We start from the raw sequence: 20,365 nt of genomic DNA on the forward strand, positions 1-20,365 counted from the left end.
TGGACGGCTGGTCGATGGGCGTGCTCGCCCGCGACCTCGGCGCCGCCTACACCGCCAGGAAACGCGGCGAGGCGCCCGGCTGGGCGCCGCTGCCCGTCCAGTACGCCGACTACGCGCTGTGGCAGCGCCAGGTGCTCGGCGAACTCGACGACCCCGCCAGCGCGATCACCGCCCAGCTCGGCCACTGGCGCAAGGCCCTGGAGGGGCTGCCCGAGGAGCTGACACTGCCGGCGGACCGCCCCCGCCCCGCCACCCCGTCGTTCGCCGGCGGGTCGGTGCCGCTGCGCGTCCCGGCGGCGGCGCACGCCCGTCTCGTGCGGCTCGCCCAGCAGAAACGCGCGACGATGTTCATGGTCGTGCAGGCGTCGCTGGCCGCCCTGCTCGCCCGGCTCGGCGCGGGCACCGACATCCCGCTCGGCACCGCCGTGGCGGGCCGCGGCGACGCCGCCCTCGACGACCTCGCCGGATTCTTCGTCAACACCCTCGTGCTGCGCACCGACGTCGGCGGCGACCCCACGTTCGCCGACCTGGTCGCCCGCGTCCGCGAGGCCGACCTGGCCGCCTACGCCCACCAGGACCTGCCGTTCGAACGGCTCGTGGACGACCTCAGCCCGACCCGCTCGCTGTCCCGGCATCCGCTGTTCCAGGTCGCGATGAGCGTGCAGAGCATGCCGGAGCCCGACGCCGAGACCGGCGGCTGGGAGCAGTCCGGGCTGACGGTGCGGCAGGCGATGTCCCGCGCCGAAGCCGCCCGCTTCGACCTGTCCCTCAGCCTGTCCGAGCACCGCGACGCCGCGGGCGCCCCCGCCGGCATGGGCGGCGGCCTCCTCTACGCCGCCGACCTGTTCGACGAGACGACCGCGCGGACCCTCGCCGACCGGCTGGTGCGCGTGCTCGACCAGGTCGCCGCCGACCCCGGGCTGCGCGTCAGCCAGATCCAGGTGCTCGACCCGGCGGAACGGCACGTCCTGCTCGCCGAACGCAACGACACCGCCGCCGGGACGCCCGCGCCGACCCTGGTGGAACTGCTCGCCGCGCAGACCGCCCGCACTCCTGACGCGGTGGCCGTCGTCGGCGCCGGCCGCTCCTGGACCTACACCGACCTGGACCGGCACGCCGCCCGGATCGCCGCCGGCCTGGCCGCGCGCGGAGTCCGCCGCGGCGACCTGGTCGGCGTCGCGATGGAACGCTCACCCGACCTGCTCGCGGTCCTGCTCGGCATCCTCAGGTCCGGCGCCGCCTACGTGCCGGCGGACCCGTCGTGGCCCGCCGCCCGCACCCGCCACGTCCTCGCCGGACTCGACGTGGTCGTCGCCGACGGCGGGCTCGCCCGGCAGCTCGTCGCCGACGAGGTGATCGCCGCCGGGACGGTCGTCACCGTCGAGGACCTGCCGTCCGACGCGGCCCCGCCCGCCGTCGCCCTCGCACCGGCCGACCTCGCCTACGTCATGTACACGTCGGGGTCGACCGGCGTGCCGAAGGGCGTCACCGCCACCCACGGCGCGGTCGCCGCCCTCGCCACCGACCCGTGCTGGGGCCCCGGCGCCCGCGGCCGCGTCCTGCTGCACGCGCCGCACGCCTTCGACGCCTCCACCTTCGAGATCTGGGTTCCGCTCGCCCACGGCGGCGCCGTCGTCGTGGCACCGCCCGGCAAGGTGGACGCGGCGACGCTCACCCGCTTCGTCCGCGACCACGAGCTGACCGCCGTGCACCTGACCGCCGGCCTGTTCGGCGTGCTCGCCGAGGAATCCCCCGAAGCCCTCACCGGCGTCCAGGAGGTCCTGACCGGCGGCGACGTGGTCCCGCCCGGCGCCGCCGCGAAGATCATGGCGGCCTGCCCGGACGTCACCCTCCGGCACCTGTACGGGCCGACCGAGGTGACGCTGTGCGCCACCACCCACGAGGTCCTCTCCGACCCGCCCGCGGTGCTGCCGATCGGCCGCCCGCGCGGCAACACCCGCGTCTACGTGCTGGACGAGTTCCTCCAGCCCGTGCCCGACGGCGTCACCGGCGAACTGTACGTCGCGGGCGACGGCCTGGCCCGCGGCTATCTGGACCGGCCCACCCTCACCGCCGAACGGTTCACCGCCTGCCCGTTCGCCCCGGGCACCCGCATGTACCGCACCGGTGACCTCGCGCGCTGGCACGACGGCCGGCTGATGTTCGCAGGCCGCGCCGACGAGCAGGTGAAGATCCGCGGCTACCGGGTCGAGCCCGGCGAGATCGAGGCGCTGCTGGCCGCCTGCGACGACGTCGCGCGCGTCGCCGTCGTCGTCCGCGAGGACACCCGCGGCGACAAGCGCCTGGTCGCCTACGTCGTCCCCGCCGGCGACGACCGCGGCATCACCGCGCGGCTGCGCGACCTCGCCGCCGCCCGCCTGCCCGAGTACATGGTCCCGGCCGCGTTCACGGTGCTGGAGTCGCTGCCCCTGACGTCCAACGGCAAGCTCGACCGGCGCGCCCTGCCCGCACCGGACTTCGGCGGCCTCACCGGCGGACGCGCCCCGGCGACCCCCGTCGAGGAGCTGCTGTGCGGCCTGTACGCCGAGCTGCTCGGGCTGGACGAGGTCGGCGCGGACGACTCCTTCTTCGACCTCGGCGGCGACTCGCTGCTCGGCATGCGGCTGCTCGCCCGCATCCGCGCCGTCCTCGGCGCCGAGATCAGCATCGGCGACCTGTTCGCCGGCCCGTCCCCCGCCGACGTGGCCCGGCTGGTCGACACCACCGGCGGCACCGCCCGGCCCGCCCTGACGCCCCGGCCCCGGCCCGACGCGGTCCCGCTCTCCTACGGCCAGCAGCGCATGTGGTTCCTCAACCGGCTGGAGAAGGCGGGCGCCGGCGCGGGCTACAACGTCCCCCTGGCCGTCCGGCTGCGCGGCGAACTCGACACGGCGGCCCTGGAAGCGGCCCTCGCGGACGTCGCCGACCGGCACGAGACCCTCCGCACGATCTACCCCGACCAGGACGGCACCCCCCGCCAGGAGATCCTGACCGGCCCCGCCGGACACCCGCGCCTCACCGTCGGCAACCCCGGCGAGGATCTCGGCGACGTCCTGCGCGCCGAGGCGGTCCACCGCTTCGACGTCGCCCGCGACCTGCCCTGGCGGGTCCGGCTGGTGCCCCTCGGCGAGGACGAGCACGTGCTGAGCGTCGTCGCCCACCACATCGCCGTCGACGGCTGGTCCATGGGCGTCCTGCTGCGCGACCTCGCCGCCGCCTACACCGCGCGGCGCCAGGGCACCGCCCCCGCCTGGGCGCCGCCGCCCGTCCAGTACGCCGACTACGCGCTGTGGCAGCGCGAGGTGCTCGGCGAACTCGACGACCCCGCCAGCGCGATCAGTGCCCAGCTCCGCCATTGGCGCGAGGCGCTCGCCGGACTCCCCGAGGAACTGGCGCTGCCGGCGGACCGTCCCCGGCCGTCGATGCCCACGTTCCAGGGCGCGGCCGTGCCGGTGCACGTCCCCGCCGCCGTGCACGCCCGTCTCGTGCGGATCGCCCAGCAGAGCGGCGCGACCGTCTTCATGGTCGTCCAGGCCGGCCTGGCGGTGCTGCTGTCCCGGCTCGGCGCGGGCGACGACATCCCCCTCGGCACCGCCGTGGCGGGCCGCGGCGACGCCGCCCTCGACGACGTCACCGGCTTCTTCGTCAACACCCTGGTGCTGCGCACCGACGTCAGCGGAAACCCGTCGTTCGCCGACCTGGTCGCCCGCGTCCGCGAGGCCGACCTGGCCGCCTACGCCCACCAGGACATCCCGTTCGAACGGCTCGTGGACGACCTCAGCCCGTCCCGCTCCCTGTCCCGGCACCCGCTGTTCCAGGTCGAGTACACCCTGCAGAACCTGCCCCGCTGGCAGGAACGCACCGCCCTTCCCGGGCTGGCGTTCGAAGCGCTCCCGCCCGAGGACGGAACCCAGGCGGCACGCTTCGACCTGTCGGTGACGCTCGCCGAACACCGCGACGACGAGGGCACCCCGGGCGGCATCGGCGGCGTCATCCAGTACGCCACCGACCTGTTCGACGAACACACCGTCGCGGAAATGGCCGACCGTCTCGTCCGCGTCCTCGAACAGGTCGCCGCCGACCCGGCCGTCCGGGTGAACCGGGTGGAGGTCCTCGACTCCGCCGAACGCGACGTCGTGGTGTCGGGTTGGAACGACACCGGGCGTGGGGTGGCGTCGGGGTCGTTGGTGGGTTTGTTCGCTGAGCAGGTGGGGCGGACGCCGGGTGCGTTGGCGGTGGCGGATGAGCGGGTGCGTTGGTCGTATGCCGAGTTGGACGCGGCCAGTGATCGGGTGGCGGGGGAGTTGGTGGCGCGTGGTGTGGGTCGGGGTGACTTGGTGGGGGTGGTGGTCGACCGTTCTGTTGAGTTGGTGGCGGTGTTGGTGGGGGTGTTGAAGGCGGGTGCGGGTTATGTGCCGGTGGATTCGGGTTATCCGGCGGCGCGGATCGAGTTCATGCTCGCCGACGCCCGCCCGGCCGTCGTGGTGTGCGCGGAGGCGACCCGGGATGTCGTGCCCGAGGGCACTGACGTCCTCGTGGTGGACGACGGCCTGGTCGGCGGCGACGGTCCGACGCCCTCTGAGGTGCCGGTGGGCGGGGACGACGTCGCGTATGTGATTTACACGTCGGGTTCGACGGGGCGTCCGAAGGGTGTGGCGGTCTCGCACGGGGCGATTGTGAATCGTCTGTTGTGGATGCAGGACCAGTACGGGCTGGCCGGCTCGGATCGGGTGCTGCAGAAGACGCCGTCGGGGTTCGATGTGTCGGTGTGGGAGTTCTTCTGGCCCCTGATCACCGGTGCCGGTTTGGTGATGGCGCGTCCGGGGGGTCATCAGGATCCGGCGTATCTGGTGGAGGTGATCGAGCGGGAGCAGATCACCACGGTGCATTTCGTGCCGTCGATGCTGGGTGCGTTCCTGCCTGAGGTGGCGCCGGGGCGGTGCGGGAGTCTGCGGCGGGTGGTGTGCAGCGGTGAGGCGCTGCCGGCCGAGCTGGTGGCCGAGTTCCACCGGCGGCTGCCGGTGGAGCTGCACAACCTGTACGGCCCGACAGAGACCGCCGTTGATGTGACGTTCCGGGCCTGCCCGCCCGACGAGGACGCTTCGGTGATCCCGATCGGTCGTCCGGTGTGGAACACCCGCGCCTACGTCCTCGACTCGTCCCTGCGACCGGTCCCCGTGGGCGTCGCGGGGGAGTTGTATGTGGCCGGTGTGCAGTTGGCCCGGGGTTATCTGGGGCGCCATGGCTTGACGGCGGAGCGGTTCGTGGCGTGTCCGTTCGGGTCGGGTGAGCGGATGTATCGGACCGGTGACCTGGCCCGATGGTCCGCTGATGGTGAGCTGGTGTATCTGGGGCGGGTCGATGACCAGGTGAAGATCCGGGGGTTCCGGATCGAGCTGGGCGAGATCGAGGCGGCGCTTGCCGCGCACGCCTCCGTGGGCCAGGTCGCGGTGGTGGTGCGCGAGGATCAGCCCGGCACCAAGCGCCTCGTCGCCTACCTTGTTCCCGCCGAGGGTGCCGGGGTGGATGAGGCCGTGTTGCGGGAGTTCGCAGCCGAGCGGTTACCGGAGTACATGGTTCCGGCGGCGTTCGTGGTGTTGGAGGCGTTGCCGACCACGCCGAACGGGAAGCTGGACCGCGCTGCTTTGCCCGCCCCTGACTTTGGTGGTCGGTTGGGTGGGCGTGGTCCGGCGAACGCGACCGAAGAGGTGTTGTGCGGCCTGTTCGCCGAAGTCCTCGGCCTCGACCAAGTCGGCGCGGAGGACTCCTTCTTCGAACTCGGCGGTGACTCACTGCTGGCGATGCGGCTGATCGCCAGGATCCGGGCGGTGTTCGAGGTCGAGGTGGAGATCAGGGCGCTGTTCGCGACGCCGACCGTCGCGAGCGTCGCCCGGATCGTCTCGGCGGAGGGCCGGGGCACCACCCGCAGGGCGCTGACGGCCCGGCCCCGCCCGGACGTGGTGCCGCTGTCGTACGGGCAGCAGCGCATGTGGTTCCTCAACAGGCTCGAAGGAGAAGGGGTCGGCGCCGCCTACAACCTGCCGCTGGCCCTGCGCATCTCCGGCGAACTGGACGTGACCGCGCTGGAAACGGCCCTCGCGGATGTCGCCGACCGGCACGAAAGCCTGCGCACGATCTTCCCTGAGACGGGCGGCGTCCCACGCCAGCACATCCTGACGGGCCGCGCCGGTCACCCCCGGCTGAACGTCACGCCCGTCCAGGCGGCCGATGTGGACCGGGTGCTCGCCGAGGAGAGCGGGGCGGGCATCGACGTGGAGCGCGAACTGCCGTGGCGAGTCCGGTTGCTGGTTCTCGGGGACGATGAGCACATCCTGGTGATCACCGCGCATCACATCGCGGTGGACGGCTGGTCGCTCAGTGTTCTGGCCCGGGAGGTGGGCATCGCGTATGCCGCCCGGCTGGAGGGCTCGGCGCCGGACTGGGCGCCGCTGCCGGTCCAGTACGCCGACTACGCGCTGTGGCAGCGTGAGGTTCTCGGTGACCTGGACGATCCGGACAGCGTGATCAGTGGTCAGCTCGGCTACTGGCGTGAGGCTCTGCGTGACCTGCCGGAGGAGTTGGTCCTGCCGACGGACCGGCCGCGTCCCGCCGTCCCGTCGTTCGAGGGCGCGATGACGCCCATGGGCGTGTCCGCCGAGGTCCACGCGGGCCTGGCCGAGGTGGCGCAGCGGCAGGGCGCGAGCGTCTTCATGGTCGTGCAGGCCGCGCTGGCGGTGCTGCTGGCCCGGCTCGGGGCGGGCACCGACATCCCCCTCGGCACCGCGACGGCCGGCCGGGACGAGGCGGTGCTCGACGGCCTCGCCGGGTTCTTCGTCAACACCCTCGTGCTGCGCACCGATGTCGGCGGCGACCCGTCGTTCGCCGATCTGGTGAAGCGTGTCCGCGATGCCGACCTGGCGGCCTACGCCCACCAGGACCTGCCGTTCGAACGGCTGGTGGACGACCTCAACCCCGTCAGGTCGCTGTCGCGTCAGCCGCTGTTCCAGGTGATGTACTCGCTCCAGAGCGCCGCGGGCGACCGGCAGGGCCGGTGGGAACTGCCGGGGCTCCAGGTCGATCTGCTGCCGCCCCGCGAGGGTTCCGAGGCGGCCCGGTTCGATCTGTCGGTCAGCCTGTCGGAGCGGCGCGGCGAGGACGGTGCGCCGGCGGGAATCGGCGGCGGGATCCAGTACGCCACCGATCTGTTCGACGAGTCCACCGCTTGTTCCATCGCCGACCGCTTCGTGCGGGTGCTGGAGCAGGTCGCGGCCGACCCGGAGTTGAGGGTCAGCCAGATCGGGGTTCTGGAGGACGCCGAACGGCGCGCGGTGCTGGCGGACTGGAACGCCACCGCGCGGCCTGTCCCGGCGGTGACGGTGCCGGGCCTGGTCCAGGAGTGGGCGGAGCGCACGCCGGACGCGGTGGCGTTGCGGTGTGGCGCTGCGGCCCTGACGTATGCCGAGCTGGAGGAGCGGTCGAATCGGCTGGCCCGGTATCTGCTGGGCGCCGGGGTCGGTCGTGAGTCGGTAGTGGGTCTGTGCCTGCCGCGTGGTGTGGACGCTGTGGTGGCGATGGTCGGGGTTTGGAAGGCGGGTGCGGCTTACGTGCCGCTCGACCCGGAGTATCCGGCTGACCGGCTGGAGTTCATGCTGGCTGACAGTGGCGCGTCCCTGCGGATCGACTCGCTCGATGACCTGATCGCCGAGCAGTCCGCCGAGCCGTTGGGTATCGAGGTGGACGCGGCGGCCCTGGCGTATGTCATCTACACGTCCGGCTCCACGGGCCGTCCCAAGGGCGTGATGGGCCACCACGGCGGCATGGTCAACCTGGTGGAGTCCCTTCGTCCTGTGCTGGGTGCGGCGCCGGGTAAGGCGATCTTGCAGTTTGCGTCGTTCAGCTTCGACGCGTCGGTGCTGGATGTTGCGGTGGCCTTGTCGTCGGGTGCGACGCTCGCCATCGCCACTGCGCAGGAGCGCGCGGAACCGGCGGCGCTTACCCGGATGTTGAACGAGCAGGCGGTCAGTGCGGCGAGCATCGTGCCGTCGCTGCTGAGCGTGCTCGACCCGGCCCAGGTGGAGAGCGTGGATCGCTGGGTGCTGGGCGCCGAGCGGCTGTCGGCGGACTTGGCCGCACGCTGGGCAGGCGGAGACCGGCTGTGGAACACCTACGGCCCCACCGAGACGACCGTCATGGCCACAGTCGGCGTCGTGGACGGCCCGGGGACGCCGCCGATCGGCAGCCCGATCGGCAACACCAGCGTGTTCGTACTGGACGAGTTCCTGCAGCCGGTGCCGGTGGGAGTGACCGGCGAACTCTATGTCGCCGGCGCAGGCGTGACGCGCGGGTACGTCAACCGCCCCACCATGACCGCCGAACGGTTCGTGGCCTGCCCCTTCGCCGACGGGCGGATGTACCGGACCGGTGACCTGGTCCGCTGGGCGCCTGAAGGCGTGTTGGAGTTCGTCGGACGGGCCGACGAGCAAGTCAAGATTCGCGGATTCCGCGTGGAACCGGGCGAGGTCGAAGCCGTCCTGTCCGGGCACGAGAGCGTCGACCGCGCGGTGGTGCTGGTTCGGGATGACCGTCTCGTCGCCTACGTCGTCCCGGCGGACGGCGCCGTGGACGCCGCCGTTCTCCGTGAGCATCTGTCGGTGAGCCTGCCCGAGTACATGGTCCCGGCCGCGTTCGTGCAGTTGGAGGCGCTGCCGCTGACGGTCAACGGCAAGCTCGATCGGGCCGCGCTGCCCGCCCCTGACTTCGCGGGCCGGTCGGCGAGCCGGGGACCGGCCACCCAGACCGAGGAGATCGTGTGCGGTCTGTTCGCCGAGATCCTCGGGTTGGAGCGGGTCGGGGCGGAGGACTCGTTCTTCGAACTGGGCGGGGACTCGCTGCTGGCCATGCGGCTGCTCGCCCGCGTGCGGGCGGTCTTCGAGGCCGAGATCGGCATCCGGACGCTCTTCGCCGACCCCACCGTCGCCGGAGTCGCCAAGGCCGTCGTGGCGGGCACGGACCAGGCCCGTCCGCAACTGACGGCCCGCCCCCGCCCGGACAGGCTGCCGCTGTCGTACGGGCAGCAGCGCATGTGGTTCCTCAACCGGCTCGAAGGGGAGGGCTCCGGCGCCGCCTACAACGTCCCGCTGACGCTGCGGCTCTCCGGCGCCCTGGACGTGACGGTGTTGGAGGCCGCGCTCGCAGATGTCGCGGAACGCCACGAGACCCTGCGCACGATCTTCCCCGAGGTCGATGGCGCGCCCTCCCAGCGCATCCTGACCGGCGAGGCGGGACGTCCCCCGCTGACGATCAGCCAGGTCCCCGAGGCGGAACTCGCCGAGCTTGTCGAAGCCGAGGTGGCCCGGGGATTCGACGTCGGCACGGAGCCGCCGTGGCGGGTTCGGCTGGTGATCCTCGATGAGGACGAACACGCCCTGGTGGTCACCGCGCATCACATCGCGGTGGACGGCTGGTCGGTCGGCGTCCTGGCCCGCGACCTGGGCGTCGCCTACGCCGCCCGGCTGGAGGGCACGGAGCCGGACTGGGCGCCGCTGCCGGTCCAGTACGCCGACTACGCGCTGTGGCAGCGCGAGGTTCTCGGTGAACTGGACGATCCGGACAGCGTGATCAGTGACCAGCTCGACTACTGGCGTGAGGCTCTGCGCGATCTGCCGGAGGAACTGGTCCTGCCGACGGACCGGCCGCGTCCCGCCGTCCCCTCGTTCAGGGGCGCGTCCGTGCCGGTCGGGATCTCCGCCGAAGCCCACGGTCGGCTGGTGGAACTCGCCCAGCACAGCGGTTCGACGGTGTTCATGGTGGTGCAGGCAGGGCTCGCGGTGCTGCTGTCCCGGCTCGGCGCCGGAAGCGACATCCCGCTCGGCACCGTCACCGCCGGCCGGGGGGACACCGACCTCGACGGCCTCGTCGGGTTCTTCGTCAACACGCTGGTGCTGCGAACCGACGTCAGCGGCAACCCCTCGTTCGCCGACCTCGTGGAGCGTGTCCGCGAGACCGACCTGGCCGCCTACGCCCACCAGGACGTCCCGTTCGAACGGCTGGTGGACGAACTCAACCCCGTCAGGTCGCTGTCCCGCCAGCCGCTGTTCCAGGTTTCGTACGCCCTGCAGAGCGTGCCCGTCGCGCAGGGCCGGTGGGACCTGCCCGGCCTGCAGGTCGAGCCGATGCCGCCCGGCGACGAGGCCGAGACCGCCCGGTTCGACCTGTCGATCAGCCTCGCCGAGCACCGCGGCCGCGAAGGGGAGCCCGCCGGCATCGTCGGCGCGATCCAGTACGCCACCGACCTGTTCGACGAGCCCACCGCTGAGGCGTTGGCAACCCGGCTGCAGCGGGTTCTCGAACAGGTGGCGTTCGACCCCGGCCTCAAGGTCGGCCAGATCGAGGTTCTGGACGACGACGAACGGCACACGGCGCTGGCGGACTGGAACGCCACCGCGCGTTCCGTCCCGGCGGTGACGCTGCCGGGCCTGGTCCAGGAGTGGGCGGAGCGCACGCCGGACGCGGTGGCGTTGCGGTGCGGCGACGCCGCCCTGACCTACGCCGAACTGGAGGAGCGGTCGAACCGGCTGGCCCGGTATCTGCTGGGCGCCGGGGTCGGTCGTGAGTCGGTAGTGGGTCTGTGCCTGCCGCGTGGTGTGGACGCTGTGGTGGCGATGGTCGGGGTTTGGAAGGCGGGTGCGGCCTATGTGCCGCTCGACCCGGAGTATCCGGCTGACCGGCTGGAGTTCATGCTGGCTGACAGTGGCGCGTCCCTGCGGATCGACTCGCTCGATGACCTGATCGCCGAGCAGTCCGCCGAGCCGTTGGGTATCGAGGTGGACGCGGCGAGCTTGGCGTATGTCATCTACACGTCCGGATCCACGGGTCGTCCCAAGGGTGTGATGGGCCACCACGGCGGCATGGTCAACCTGGTCGAGTCCTTGCGCCCGGTCCTGGGTGCGGCACCAGGTAAGGCGATCCTGCAGTTCGCCTCGTTCAGCTTCGACGCCTCAGTGCTGGATGTTGCGGTGGCGTTGTCGTCGGGGGCGACGTTGGTGATCGCCACGCCGCAGGAGCGCGCGGAACCGGCGGCGCTCACTCGAATGCTCAACGCGCAGGGTGTTGACGCGGCGAGCATCGTGCCGTCCCTGCTGAGCGTGCTCGATCCGGCCCAGGTCGAAAGCGTGGATCGCTGGGTGCTGGGTGCCGAGCGGTTGTCGGCGGACCTGGCGGCCCGGTGGGCAGGCGGGGATCGGCTGTGGAACACCTACGGCCCGACCGAGACGACCGTCATGGCGACGGTCGGCGTGGTGGACCGCCCCGGAACACCGCCCATCGGCCGCCCAATCGGCAACACGCAAGCGTTCGTCCTGGACGAATTCCTCCAGCCTGTCCCGGCCGGAGTGACCGGCGAACTCTACGTCGCCGGCGCAGGTGTGACGCGCGGGTACGTCAACCGTCCGACGCTGACCGCTGAGCGGTTCGTGGCCTGCCCGTTCGCCGCCGGGCGGATGTATCGCACTGGTGACCTGGCCCGTTGGACGGACGACGGGGAGTTGGAGTTCGTCGGCCGGGCCGACGAGCAGGTGAAGATTCGCGGGTTCCGTGTGGAGCCGGGTGAGGTCGAAGCCGTGCTGGCGAAGCACGAGAGCGTCGACCGGGCAGTGGTGCTGGTCCGCGATGAACGCCTGGTCTCCTACGTCGTCCCATCAAACGGTGCCGTGGACGCCACCGTTCTCCGCGAGCATCTGTCGGTGAGCCTGCCCGAGTACATGGTCCCGGCGGCGTTCGTGCAGTTGGAGGCGCTTCCCCTCACCGTCAACGGCAAGCTCGACCGGGCGGCCCTCCCCGCGCTCGACTTCGCGGGCCGGTCGGTCAGCCGGGCACCCGCCACCCAGACCGAGGAGATCCTCTGCGGCCTGTTCGCCGAGCTAGTGGGGCTGGAGCGCGTCGGAGCCGAAGACACGTTCTTTGAACTGGGCGGGGACTCGCTGCTGGCCATGCGGCTGCTCGCCCGGGTGCGAGCGGTGTTCGGCGTGGAAATCGGGATCAGGGCGTTGTTCGCCGAACCCACGGTCGCCGGCGTCGCGAAGGCTGTCACGGCGGGCACGGACCAGGGCCGTCCACCGCTGACGGCCCGGCCCCGCCCGGAAAGGCTGCCTCTGTCGTACGGGCAGCAGCGCATGTGGTTCCTCAACCGGCTGGAAGAGGAGGGCTCCGGCGCCGCCTACAACCTGCCGCTCACTCTTGAGCTCTCCGGAGACCTGGACGTGGACGCCCTGGGGGCCGCGCTCACCGACCTCGCCGAGCGGCACGAAACCCTCCGCACGATCTTCCCCCAGATCGACGGCACGCCCTACCAGCAGATACTCACCGTCGCAGAGGCCGGTTCACCGCTGGAAGTGATCCAGGTGGAGGACGACGAGTTCGACCAGATCCTCGCCATTCAGGTCACCCAGGGATTCGACATCGAGCGGGAGGTCCCCTGGCGGGTTCGGCTGCTCGATCGCGGCGACGGCCGCTATGTGCTGGTCATCGTGGCGCACCACATCGCGGTGGACGGCTGGACCATGGGCCTGCTCGCACGTGACCTGCGCGCTGCCTACACGGCGCGGCGCCAGGGCGGCGCACCCGAGTGGGCCGCCCAACCCGTCCAGTACGCCGACTACGCGTTGTGGCAGCGGGAGGTGCTGGGCGACCCGGACGATCCGGACAGTGTGATCAGTGGTCAGCTCGGCTACTGGCGTGAGGCTCTGCGTGACCTGCCGGAGGAACTGGTTCTACCGACGGACCGGCCGCGTCCCGCCGTCCCCTCGTTCAGGGGCGCGTCCGTGCCGGTCGGGATCTCCGCCGAGGCACATGGCCGACTGGTCGAGTATGCCCAGCGCAGCGGGTCCACCGTGTTCATGGTGGCCCAGGCCGCCTTGGCGGTGCTGCTGTCGCGGCTCGGCGCCGGCACCGACATTCCCCTCGGCACCGCGATCGCCGGACGCGGGGATGTGGCGCTCGACGACGTCGCCGGATTCTTCGCCAACACCCTCGTGCTGCGCACCGACGTCGGCGGCGACCCCTCGTTCGCCGACCTGGTGAAGCGCGTCCGCGACACCGACCTGGCCGCCTACGGTCACCAGGACATCCCGTTCGAACGGCTCGTGGACGACATCAACCCTGCCAGGTCGCTGTCCCGCCAGCCGCTGTTCCAGGTGATGTTCGCCCTCCAGAACCTGCCCCAGGTCCGCGGTGGCTGGGACCTGCCCGGCCTACAGGTCGAGCCGTTACCACCGCAGGACGTCACCGAGGTCGCCCGGTTCGACCTGTCGGTCAGCCTGACGGAGCATCGGGACGAGAACGGCGCGCCGATGGGGATCGGCGGCGGGATCCAGTACGCCACCGATCTGTTCGATGAGTCCACCGCTCAGGCCCTTGCCGACCGTTTCGCACGGGTGCTGGAGCAAGTCGCGGCCGACCCGGAACTGCGCGTCAGCCAGGTCGAGGTTCTGGACGAGGCCGAGCGGCGTGCCGTGGTGGCGGACTGGAACGCCACGCGGGCGCCGGTCGCCGATGTCCTGATCCCCGAGCAGATCCGGGCGTGGGCGCAGCGCACACCGGACGCGGTGGCGTTGCGGTGCGGTGACGCGGCCCTGACCTATGCCGAGCTGGAGGAGCGGTCGAACCGGCTGGCGCGGTATCTGCGGGATTCCGGGGTCGGCCGTGAGTCGGTCGTGGGTCTGTGCCTGCCGCGCGGGATCGACGCTGTGGTCGCCATGGTCGCCGTCTGGAAGGCGGGCGCCGCCTACGTGCCGCTCGACCCCGAATATCCCGGCGACCGGCTGGAGTTCATGCTCACCGACAGCGGCGCCTCCCTGCGGATCGACTCCCTCGATGACCTGATCGCCGAGCAGTCCGCCGAGCCGCTGGGGATCGAGGTGGACGCGGCGGGCTTGGCGTATGTCATCTACACGTCCGGCTCCACGGGTCGTCCCAAGGGTGTGATGGGGCACCACGGCGGCATGGTCAACCTGGTCGAATCGCTGAGGCCTGTGCTGGGCGCGGCACCAGGTAAGGCGATCCTGCAGTTCGCCTCGTTTAGCTTCGACGCCTCGGTGCTCGATATCGCTGTGGCGTTGTCGTCGGGGGCCACCCTCGTCATCGCGACCGCGCACGAGCGCGCCGAGTCGGCGGCGCTCACCCGAATGATCAATGAGCGGGGCGTTGATGCGGCGAGCATCGTGCCGTCCCTGCTGAGCGTGCTCGATCCGGCCCAGGTCGAGGGCGTGGATCGGTGGGTCTTGGGTGCCGAGCGGTTGTCGGCGGACCTGGCCGCGCGCTGGGCAGGCGGCGACCGGTTGTGGAACACCTATGGTCCGACGGAGACGACCGTCATGGCGACGGTCGGCATCGTCGATGCTCCGGGTACGCCACCGATCGGTCGTCCGATTGGCAACACCAAGGCGTTCGTGCTGGATGAGTTTCTCCAGCCGGTTCCGGCAGGGGTGACCGGCGAACTGTACGTCGCCGGCGCAGGCGTGACGCGCGGGTATGTCAACCGTCCGATGCTGACCGCTGAGCGGTTCGTGGCCTGCCCGTTCGCCGATGGGCGGATGTACCGCACCGGCGACCTGGCCCGCTGGACGAACGATGGCGAGCTGGAGTTCGTCGGGCGTGCCGACGAGCAGGTCAAGATTCGCGGGTTCCGCGTGGAGCCGGGCGAGGTCGAAGCCGTGCTGACGAAGCACGAGAGCATCGACCGCGCCGTGGTGACGGTGCACGACGGCCGCTTGGTCTCCTACGTCGTCCCGGCGAACGGTGCTGTGGACGCTGGCGCCTTACGTGAGCACCTGTCGGGAACCCTGCCCGAGTACATGGTTCCGGCCGCGTTCGTGCAGTTGGAGGCGCTGCCGCTGACCGTCAACGGCAAGCTCGACCGGGCAGCCCTCCCCGCGCCCGACTTCGCGGGTCGGTCGGTCAGCCGGGCGCCCGTCACCCAGACCGAGGAGATCCTCTGCGGCCTGTTCGCCGAGGTTCTCGGGTTGGAGCGGGTCGGAGCCGAAGACTCGTTCTTCGAGCTGGGCGGAGATTCGCTGCTGGCGATGCGGCTGCTCGCCCGGATACGGGCGGTCTTCGACACCGAGATCGGCATCCGGGCCCTGTTCGCCGAACCCACCGCCGCGGCCGTCGCCAGGGCGGTCAGCGCGGCCGGGCCGGGCGGTGTCCGACCGGCGCTCACGTCCCGGCCACGGCCGCAGGTGCTGCCACTGTCCTATGGGCAGCAGCGCATGTGGTTCCTGAACCGGCTGGAAGAGGCCGGCGCGGGCGCCGGTTACGTCCTGCCGATGGCGCTGCGCCTTTCGGGTCGGCTGGACCCGGCCGTCCTGGAAGCGGCCCTGGGCGACCTCGCCGACCGGCACGAGACTCTCCGCACCATCTACCCCGAGACCGGCGGGACCCCCGTCCAGCGGATCCTGACCGGACCGGCCGGACGCCCGCCGCTGGTCGTCACCGAGGTCACGCAGGACGAGCTGGGCGAGGTGCTGGCGGCCGAGGCCGGCCGGGGCTTCGACGTCGGCAGGGAGCTGCCCTGGCGGATCCGGCTGATGGCGCTGGGAGACGACGAGTACCTGCTCCTGATCGTCGCCCATCACATCGCGGTGGACGGCTGGTCGATGGGCGTCCTGGCCCGCGACCTGGGTGTCGCCTACGCCGCCCGGCTGGAAGGCCGGGAACCGGACTGGAACCCGCTGCCCGTCCAGTACGCCGACTACGCGCTGTGGCAGCGCGAGGTTCTCGGCGACCTGGACGATCCGGGCAGCATGATCAGCTCCCAGCTCGGCTACTGGCGGGACGCGCTCGCAGGACTGCCCGAAGAGCTCGCGCTGCCCACCGACCGGCCGCGTCCCGCCGTCCCGTCGTTCGAGGGCGCGTCCGTGCCCCTCCGGCTCGACCCGGAGGTCCACGCCGGCCTCCTGGAGGTCGCCCGGCACGGCGGCGCGACCGTCTTCATGGTCGCGCAGGCCGCGCTGGCCGCCCTGCTCGCCCGGCTCGGCGCCGGTACCGACATCCCGTTCGGCACCGCCATCGCGGGACGGGGCGAGGCCGCACTGGAGGACCTGGCCGGGTTCTTCGTCAACACCCTCGTGCTGCGCACCGACGTCAGCGGCGACCCCACGTTCGGTGAGCTGCTCGACCGGGTCCGCGAGGCCGACCTGGCCGCCTACGCCCACCAGGATGTGCCGTTCGAACGGCTCGTGGACGACCTCAGCTCGTCCCGCTCGCTGTCCCGGCACCCGCTGTTCCAGGTGATGCTCGCCGTCCAGAACACTCCGCGCGCCGAGGGCGAGTGGGAGCTGCCGGGCCTGAGCGTGCAGCCGATGCCGCCGCTGGAGGGCACGGAGGCGGCCAGGTTCGACCTGTCGGTCACGCTGGTCGAACAGCGCGACCCCGACGGCGCGCCCGCCGGGATCGGGGGCGACATCCAGTACGCCACCGATCTGTTCGACGAGCCCACCGTCCGCCGGATCGCCGAACGGCTGGTCCACGTGCTGGCACAGGTCGCCGCCGACGCCGACACCCGCGTCAGCCGGATCGAGATCCTCGGCGAGGGGGAGCGCGACGCGCTGCTCACCGGCTGGAACGACACGGCCGCGGCGCTCCCCGAAACCACGATCCCCGACCGGATCCAGGAGTGGGCGGAACGCACGCCGGACGCCGACGCGCTGCGGTGCGGTGACGCCGCCCTGACCTACGCCGAACTGGAAGAACGGTCGAACCGGCTGGCCCGATACCTCCAAAACGCCGGAGTCGGCCCAGAGTCGATCGTGGGCCTGTGCCTGCCGCGCGGGATCGACGCTGTGGTGGCGATGGTCGGGGTTTGGAAGGCGGGCGCGGCTTACGTTCCGCTCGACCCCGAATATCCGGCTGACCGGCTGGAGTTCATGCTGGCCGACAGTGGCGCGACCCTACGGATCGACTCGCTCGATGACCTGATCACCGACCAGTCCGCCGAGCCGTTGGGTATCCAGGTGGACGCGGCGAGCCTGGCGTACGTCATCTACACCTCCGGCTCCACGGGGCGTCCCAAGGGCGTGATGGGCCACCACGGCGGCATGGTCAACCTGGTGGAGTCCTTGCGCCCGGTCCTGGGCGCGGCTCCGGGTAAGGCGATCCTGCAGTTCGCCTCGTTCAGCTTCGACGCGTCCGTCCTGGACATCGCGGTGGCGCTGTCGTCCGGTGCGACGCTGGTGATCGCCACGCCGCAGGAGCGAGCGGAACCGGCGGCGCTCACCCGAATGCTCAACGAGCAGGAGGTCAGTGCGGCGAGCATCGTGCCGTCGCTGCTGAGCGTGCTCGACCCGACCCAGGTCCAGGGCGTGAACCGGTGGGTGCTGGGTGCCGAGCGGCTGTCAGCCGAGCTGGCGGCCCGGTGGGCAAGCGACGACAGGCTGTGGAACACCTACGGCCCCACCGAGACGACCGTCATGGCCACAGTCGGCGTGGTGGACAGTCCCGGAACACCGCCCATCGGCCGCCCAATCGGCAACACGCAAATGTTCGTCCTGGATGAGTTCCTCCAGCCTGTCCCGGCTGGAGTGACCGGCGAACTGTACGTCGCCGGCGCAGGCGTCACACGCGGATACGTCAACCGCCCCAGCCTCACCGCCGAACGGTTCGTGGCCTGCCCGTTCACCACCGGACGCATGTACCGCACCGGCGACCTGGCCCGCTGGACGAACGACGGCGAGCTGGAGTTCGTCGGACGAGCCGACGAGCAGGTCAAGATCCGTGGATTCCGCGTGGAGCCGGGCGAGATCGAAGCCGTCCTGTCCGGTCACCGGAGCGTCGACCGGGTGGCGGTCGTCGCCCGTGAGGACCGGCCCGGGGACAGGCGCCTGGTCGCCTACGTCGTGCCCGCGACCAGCGGCACCGACGCCGCCGACCTGCGCGAGCACCTGGCGGCGGTCCTGCCCGACTACATGGTCCCGTCCGCGTTCCTGATGCTGGAGGCGCTGCCGCTGACGGTCAACGGCAAGCTCGACCGGGCCGCACTGCCCGCCCCCGGCGCCGTCGGCGCCGCCTCCGGTCGCGAGCCGGAGACGGCGGTGGAGGAGGTGCTGTGCGGCCTGTTCGCCGAGGTGCTCGGGCTGCCAAGGGTCGGCGCGGATGTCAGCTTCTTCGATCTCGGCGGTGACTCGCTGCTGGCCATGAAGCTCATCGCGCAGATCCGCGGCAGGCTCGACACGGAACTGAGCGTCCAGACGCTGTTCCTCACCCCGACCGTCGAGGCCCTGGCCGCGGCGCTGAACGAGGGGGGAGAGTCCTACGACTTCGACCCGGTGCTGCCGTTGCGGGCGGCCGAAGGCGACGAGCGGCCGGTGTTCTGCGTCCACGCGGGGCACGGGCTGAGCTGGTGCTACACCGAGCTCATCCGCCACCTGCCCGGCCGGTATCCGGTGTACGGGCTGCAGGCCCGCGGCCTGGACGGCGAGGAGCCGCTGCCGGAGACCGTGGAGGAGATGGCGGCGGACTACTTCCAGCGGATGCGGGCCATCCAGCCCGAAGGGCCGTACCGGGTGCTCGGCTGGTCGTTCGGCGGCCTGGTCGCGCACGCCCTCGCCACCCACATCCAGGAGTGCGGCGAGCAGGTGGAACTACTGGCGATCCTGGACTCCTACCCCTTCCAGGTGGTGGACCGCCGGGACGAGCTCCCCGGCACGGCCGAACCCGGCGAACAGGCCGGGGAGCAGGCCGGGGAGCAGGCCGGGGAACCGGTGACGGAGTGGTTCGACAACCGTCCGGAGCGGGACGCCGAGGAGGGGGCCGACGAGACGCTCGCGGCGATCGACCGGATCGACGCCAACAACGAGGCCCTGATGAAGGGGTTCACCCCGGCGGTCTTCCACGGCGACCTGCTGCTGTTCGTCGCGGCTCTCGATCGTCCGGAGTTCTCCCCGGCCGAGCAGGCCCCGGAGATCTGGACGCCGTACGTCCGGGGCGGCGTGGTGAGCCACCGGGTCGAGTCGGCTCACCGCGACATGGTCAAACCCCGGTCGATGGCCGAGGTCGGCCGGGTGGTGTCCGACTGGCTGGAGGCCTGATGGGGCGGCGGGAAGGTCACCGTGATGGCCAGCCCGCCCTCCGGGCGGGGCACGGCGTCGAGCGCGGCGCCGTGCGCCGTCACGATCGCCTGCACGATGGACAGGCCGAGCCCGAGGCCGCCGTCGCCGCGGCCGCCGCCCCGGCCGGTGCGTTCGGTGCGGTTGAGGCGCTGGAACGGCTGGAACAGCCGTTCCATGTCGCCGTCGGCGACGACCGGACCGGTGTTGGTCACGGACAGCACGGCCTGCCCGGCGCGGTACGCCACGGCGACGTCCACCATGCCGCCCGGGACGTTGTAGCGCAGCGCGTTGTCGACGAGGTTGACCGCGAGGCGTTCGACCAGGTCGGCCTTGCCCGCCGCCCGCGCCGGCGCCAGCCGCGCGCTCAGCCGGACGCCGCGGCTCTCGGCGTCGGCGTGCCGGGAGGCCACCACCTGCCGTACCACCTCGGCCAGGTCGAAGGGTTTGCGGACGTCCAGCCCGGCCTGGCCCCTGGCGAGGGTGAGCAGGGCGGCGATCAGCCGTTCCTGCTGCTCGCCGGAGACGAGCACCCGCTCGTGGGCGGCGCGCAAGGACTCGACCGTGGCGTCGGGATCCGACAGCGCGACCTGGACGATGACCCGCTGCCGGGCCAGCGGGGTGCGCAGCTCGTGCGAGGCGTTGGCGATGAACCGGCGCTGCGCCTGGAACGCCGACTCCAGCCGGGCCAGCAGGTCGTCGATGGTGTCGCCGAGTTCCTTCAGCTCGTCGACCGGGCCCTCCAGGGCGAGCCGTTCGTGCAGGTTGTTCGCCGAGATCTCGCGGGCGGTCGTGGTGATGGTGCGGACCCGGCGCAGCACTCGGCCCGCGACGATCCAGCCGAGCAGGATCGACAGGAAGGCCATGATGCACAGCGCGACGCCGGACTGCACGAGCAGCTCGCGCAGCTGGTCGGCGCGCTGCTGCTCGGCCTGCGCCTCCAGCAGCCGGGACTGCTCCATCAGCTGCTCCTGGGTGAGGCCCCGGGCGCTCACCACCACGTTCCCCGGTCCGGGTTCGAGGTGCTTGCCCTCGACCCTGGTGCTCGCGCCGCCCGGCGCGGTGTAGGTGTACCCGTGGTCGGTGGCGTTGCTGACCAGCACGTACGTGATGCCGAGCAGCGCCGCGCCGGAGAGCAGGAACAGCACCCCGTAGAGCAGCGTCAGCCGTAGCCGGACGGTCTGCCGGGGCAGCCGGAACTTTCCGGGCAGGCGAAGCGGCACGCGCATCATCGGTCCCTTCGGGGCGGCGGTCATGACCACATTTCC

General features: G+C 71.8%; 2 protein-coding genes (1 of these 2 running past the window's edge). One reads left to right on the forward strand and one right to left on the reverse strand.

Features of this window, described 5'->3' with window-relative positions:
* Positions 1 to 19,079, forward strand: the 3' portion of a protein-coding gene (locus tag ABZ801_RS15780; protein WP_360698207.1) for a non-ribosomal peptide synthase/polyketide synthase. The gene continues 3,559 nt to the left of window position 1, outside the view; only the last 19,079 of its 22,638 coding nucleotides appear in the window; the start codon falls outside the window, past its left edge; it ends in the stop codon at positions 19,077 to 19,079.
* Here ABZ801_RS15780 and ABZ801_RS15785 read toward each other — a convergent pair.
* Complete coding sequence (locus ABZ801_RS15785) at positions 19,007 to 20,353, reverse strand: ATP-binding protein (RefSeq protein WP_360698209.1); 1,347 nt, start codon at positions 20,351 to 20,353, stop codon at positions 19,007 to 19,009. The genes ABZ801_RS15780 and ABZ801_RS15785 overlap by 73 nt on opposite strands.
* Between the last annotated feature and the right edge of the window lie 12 nt (positions 20,354 to 20,365).

Origin of the sequence: Actinomadura sp. NPDC047616 (assembly GCF_040642915.1) — a bacterium.
GTDB lineage: Bacteria > Actinomycetota > Actinomycetes > Streptosporangiales > Streptosporangiaceae > Spirillospora > Spirillospora miaoliensis.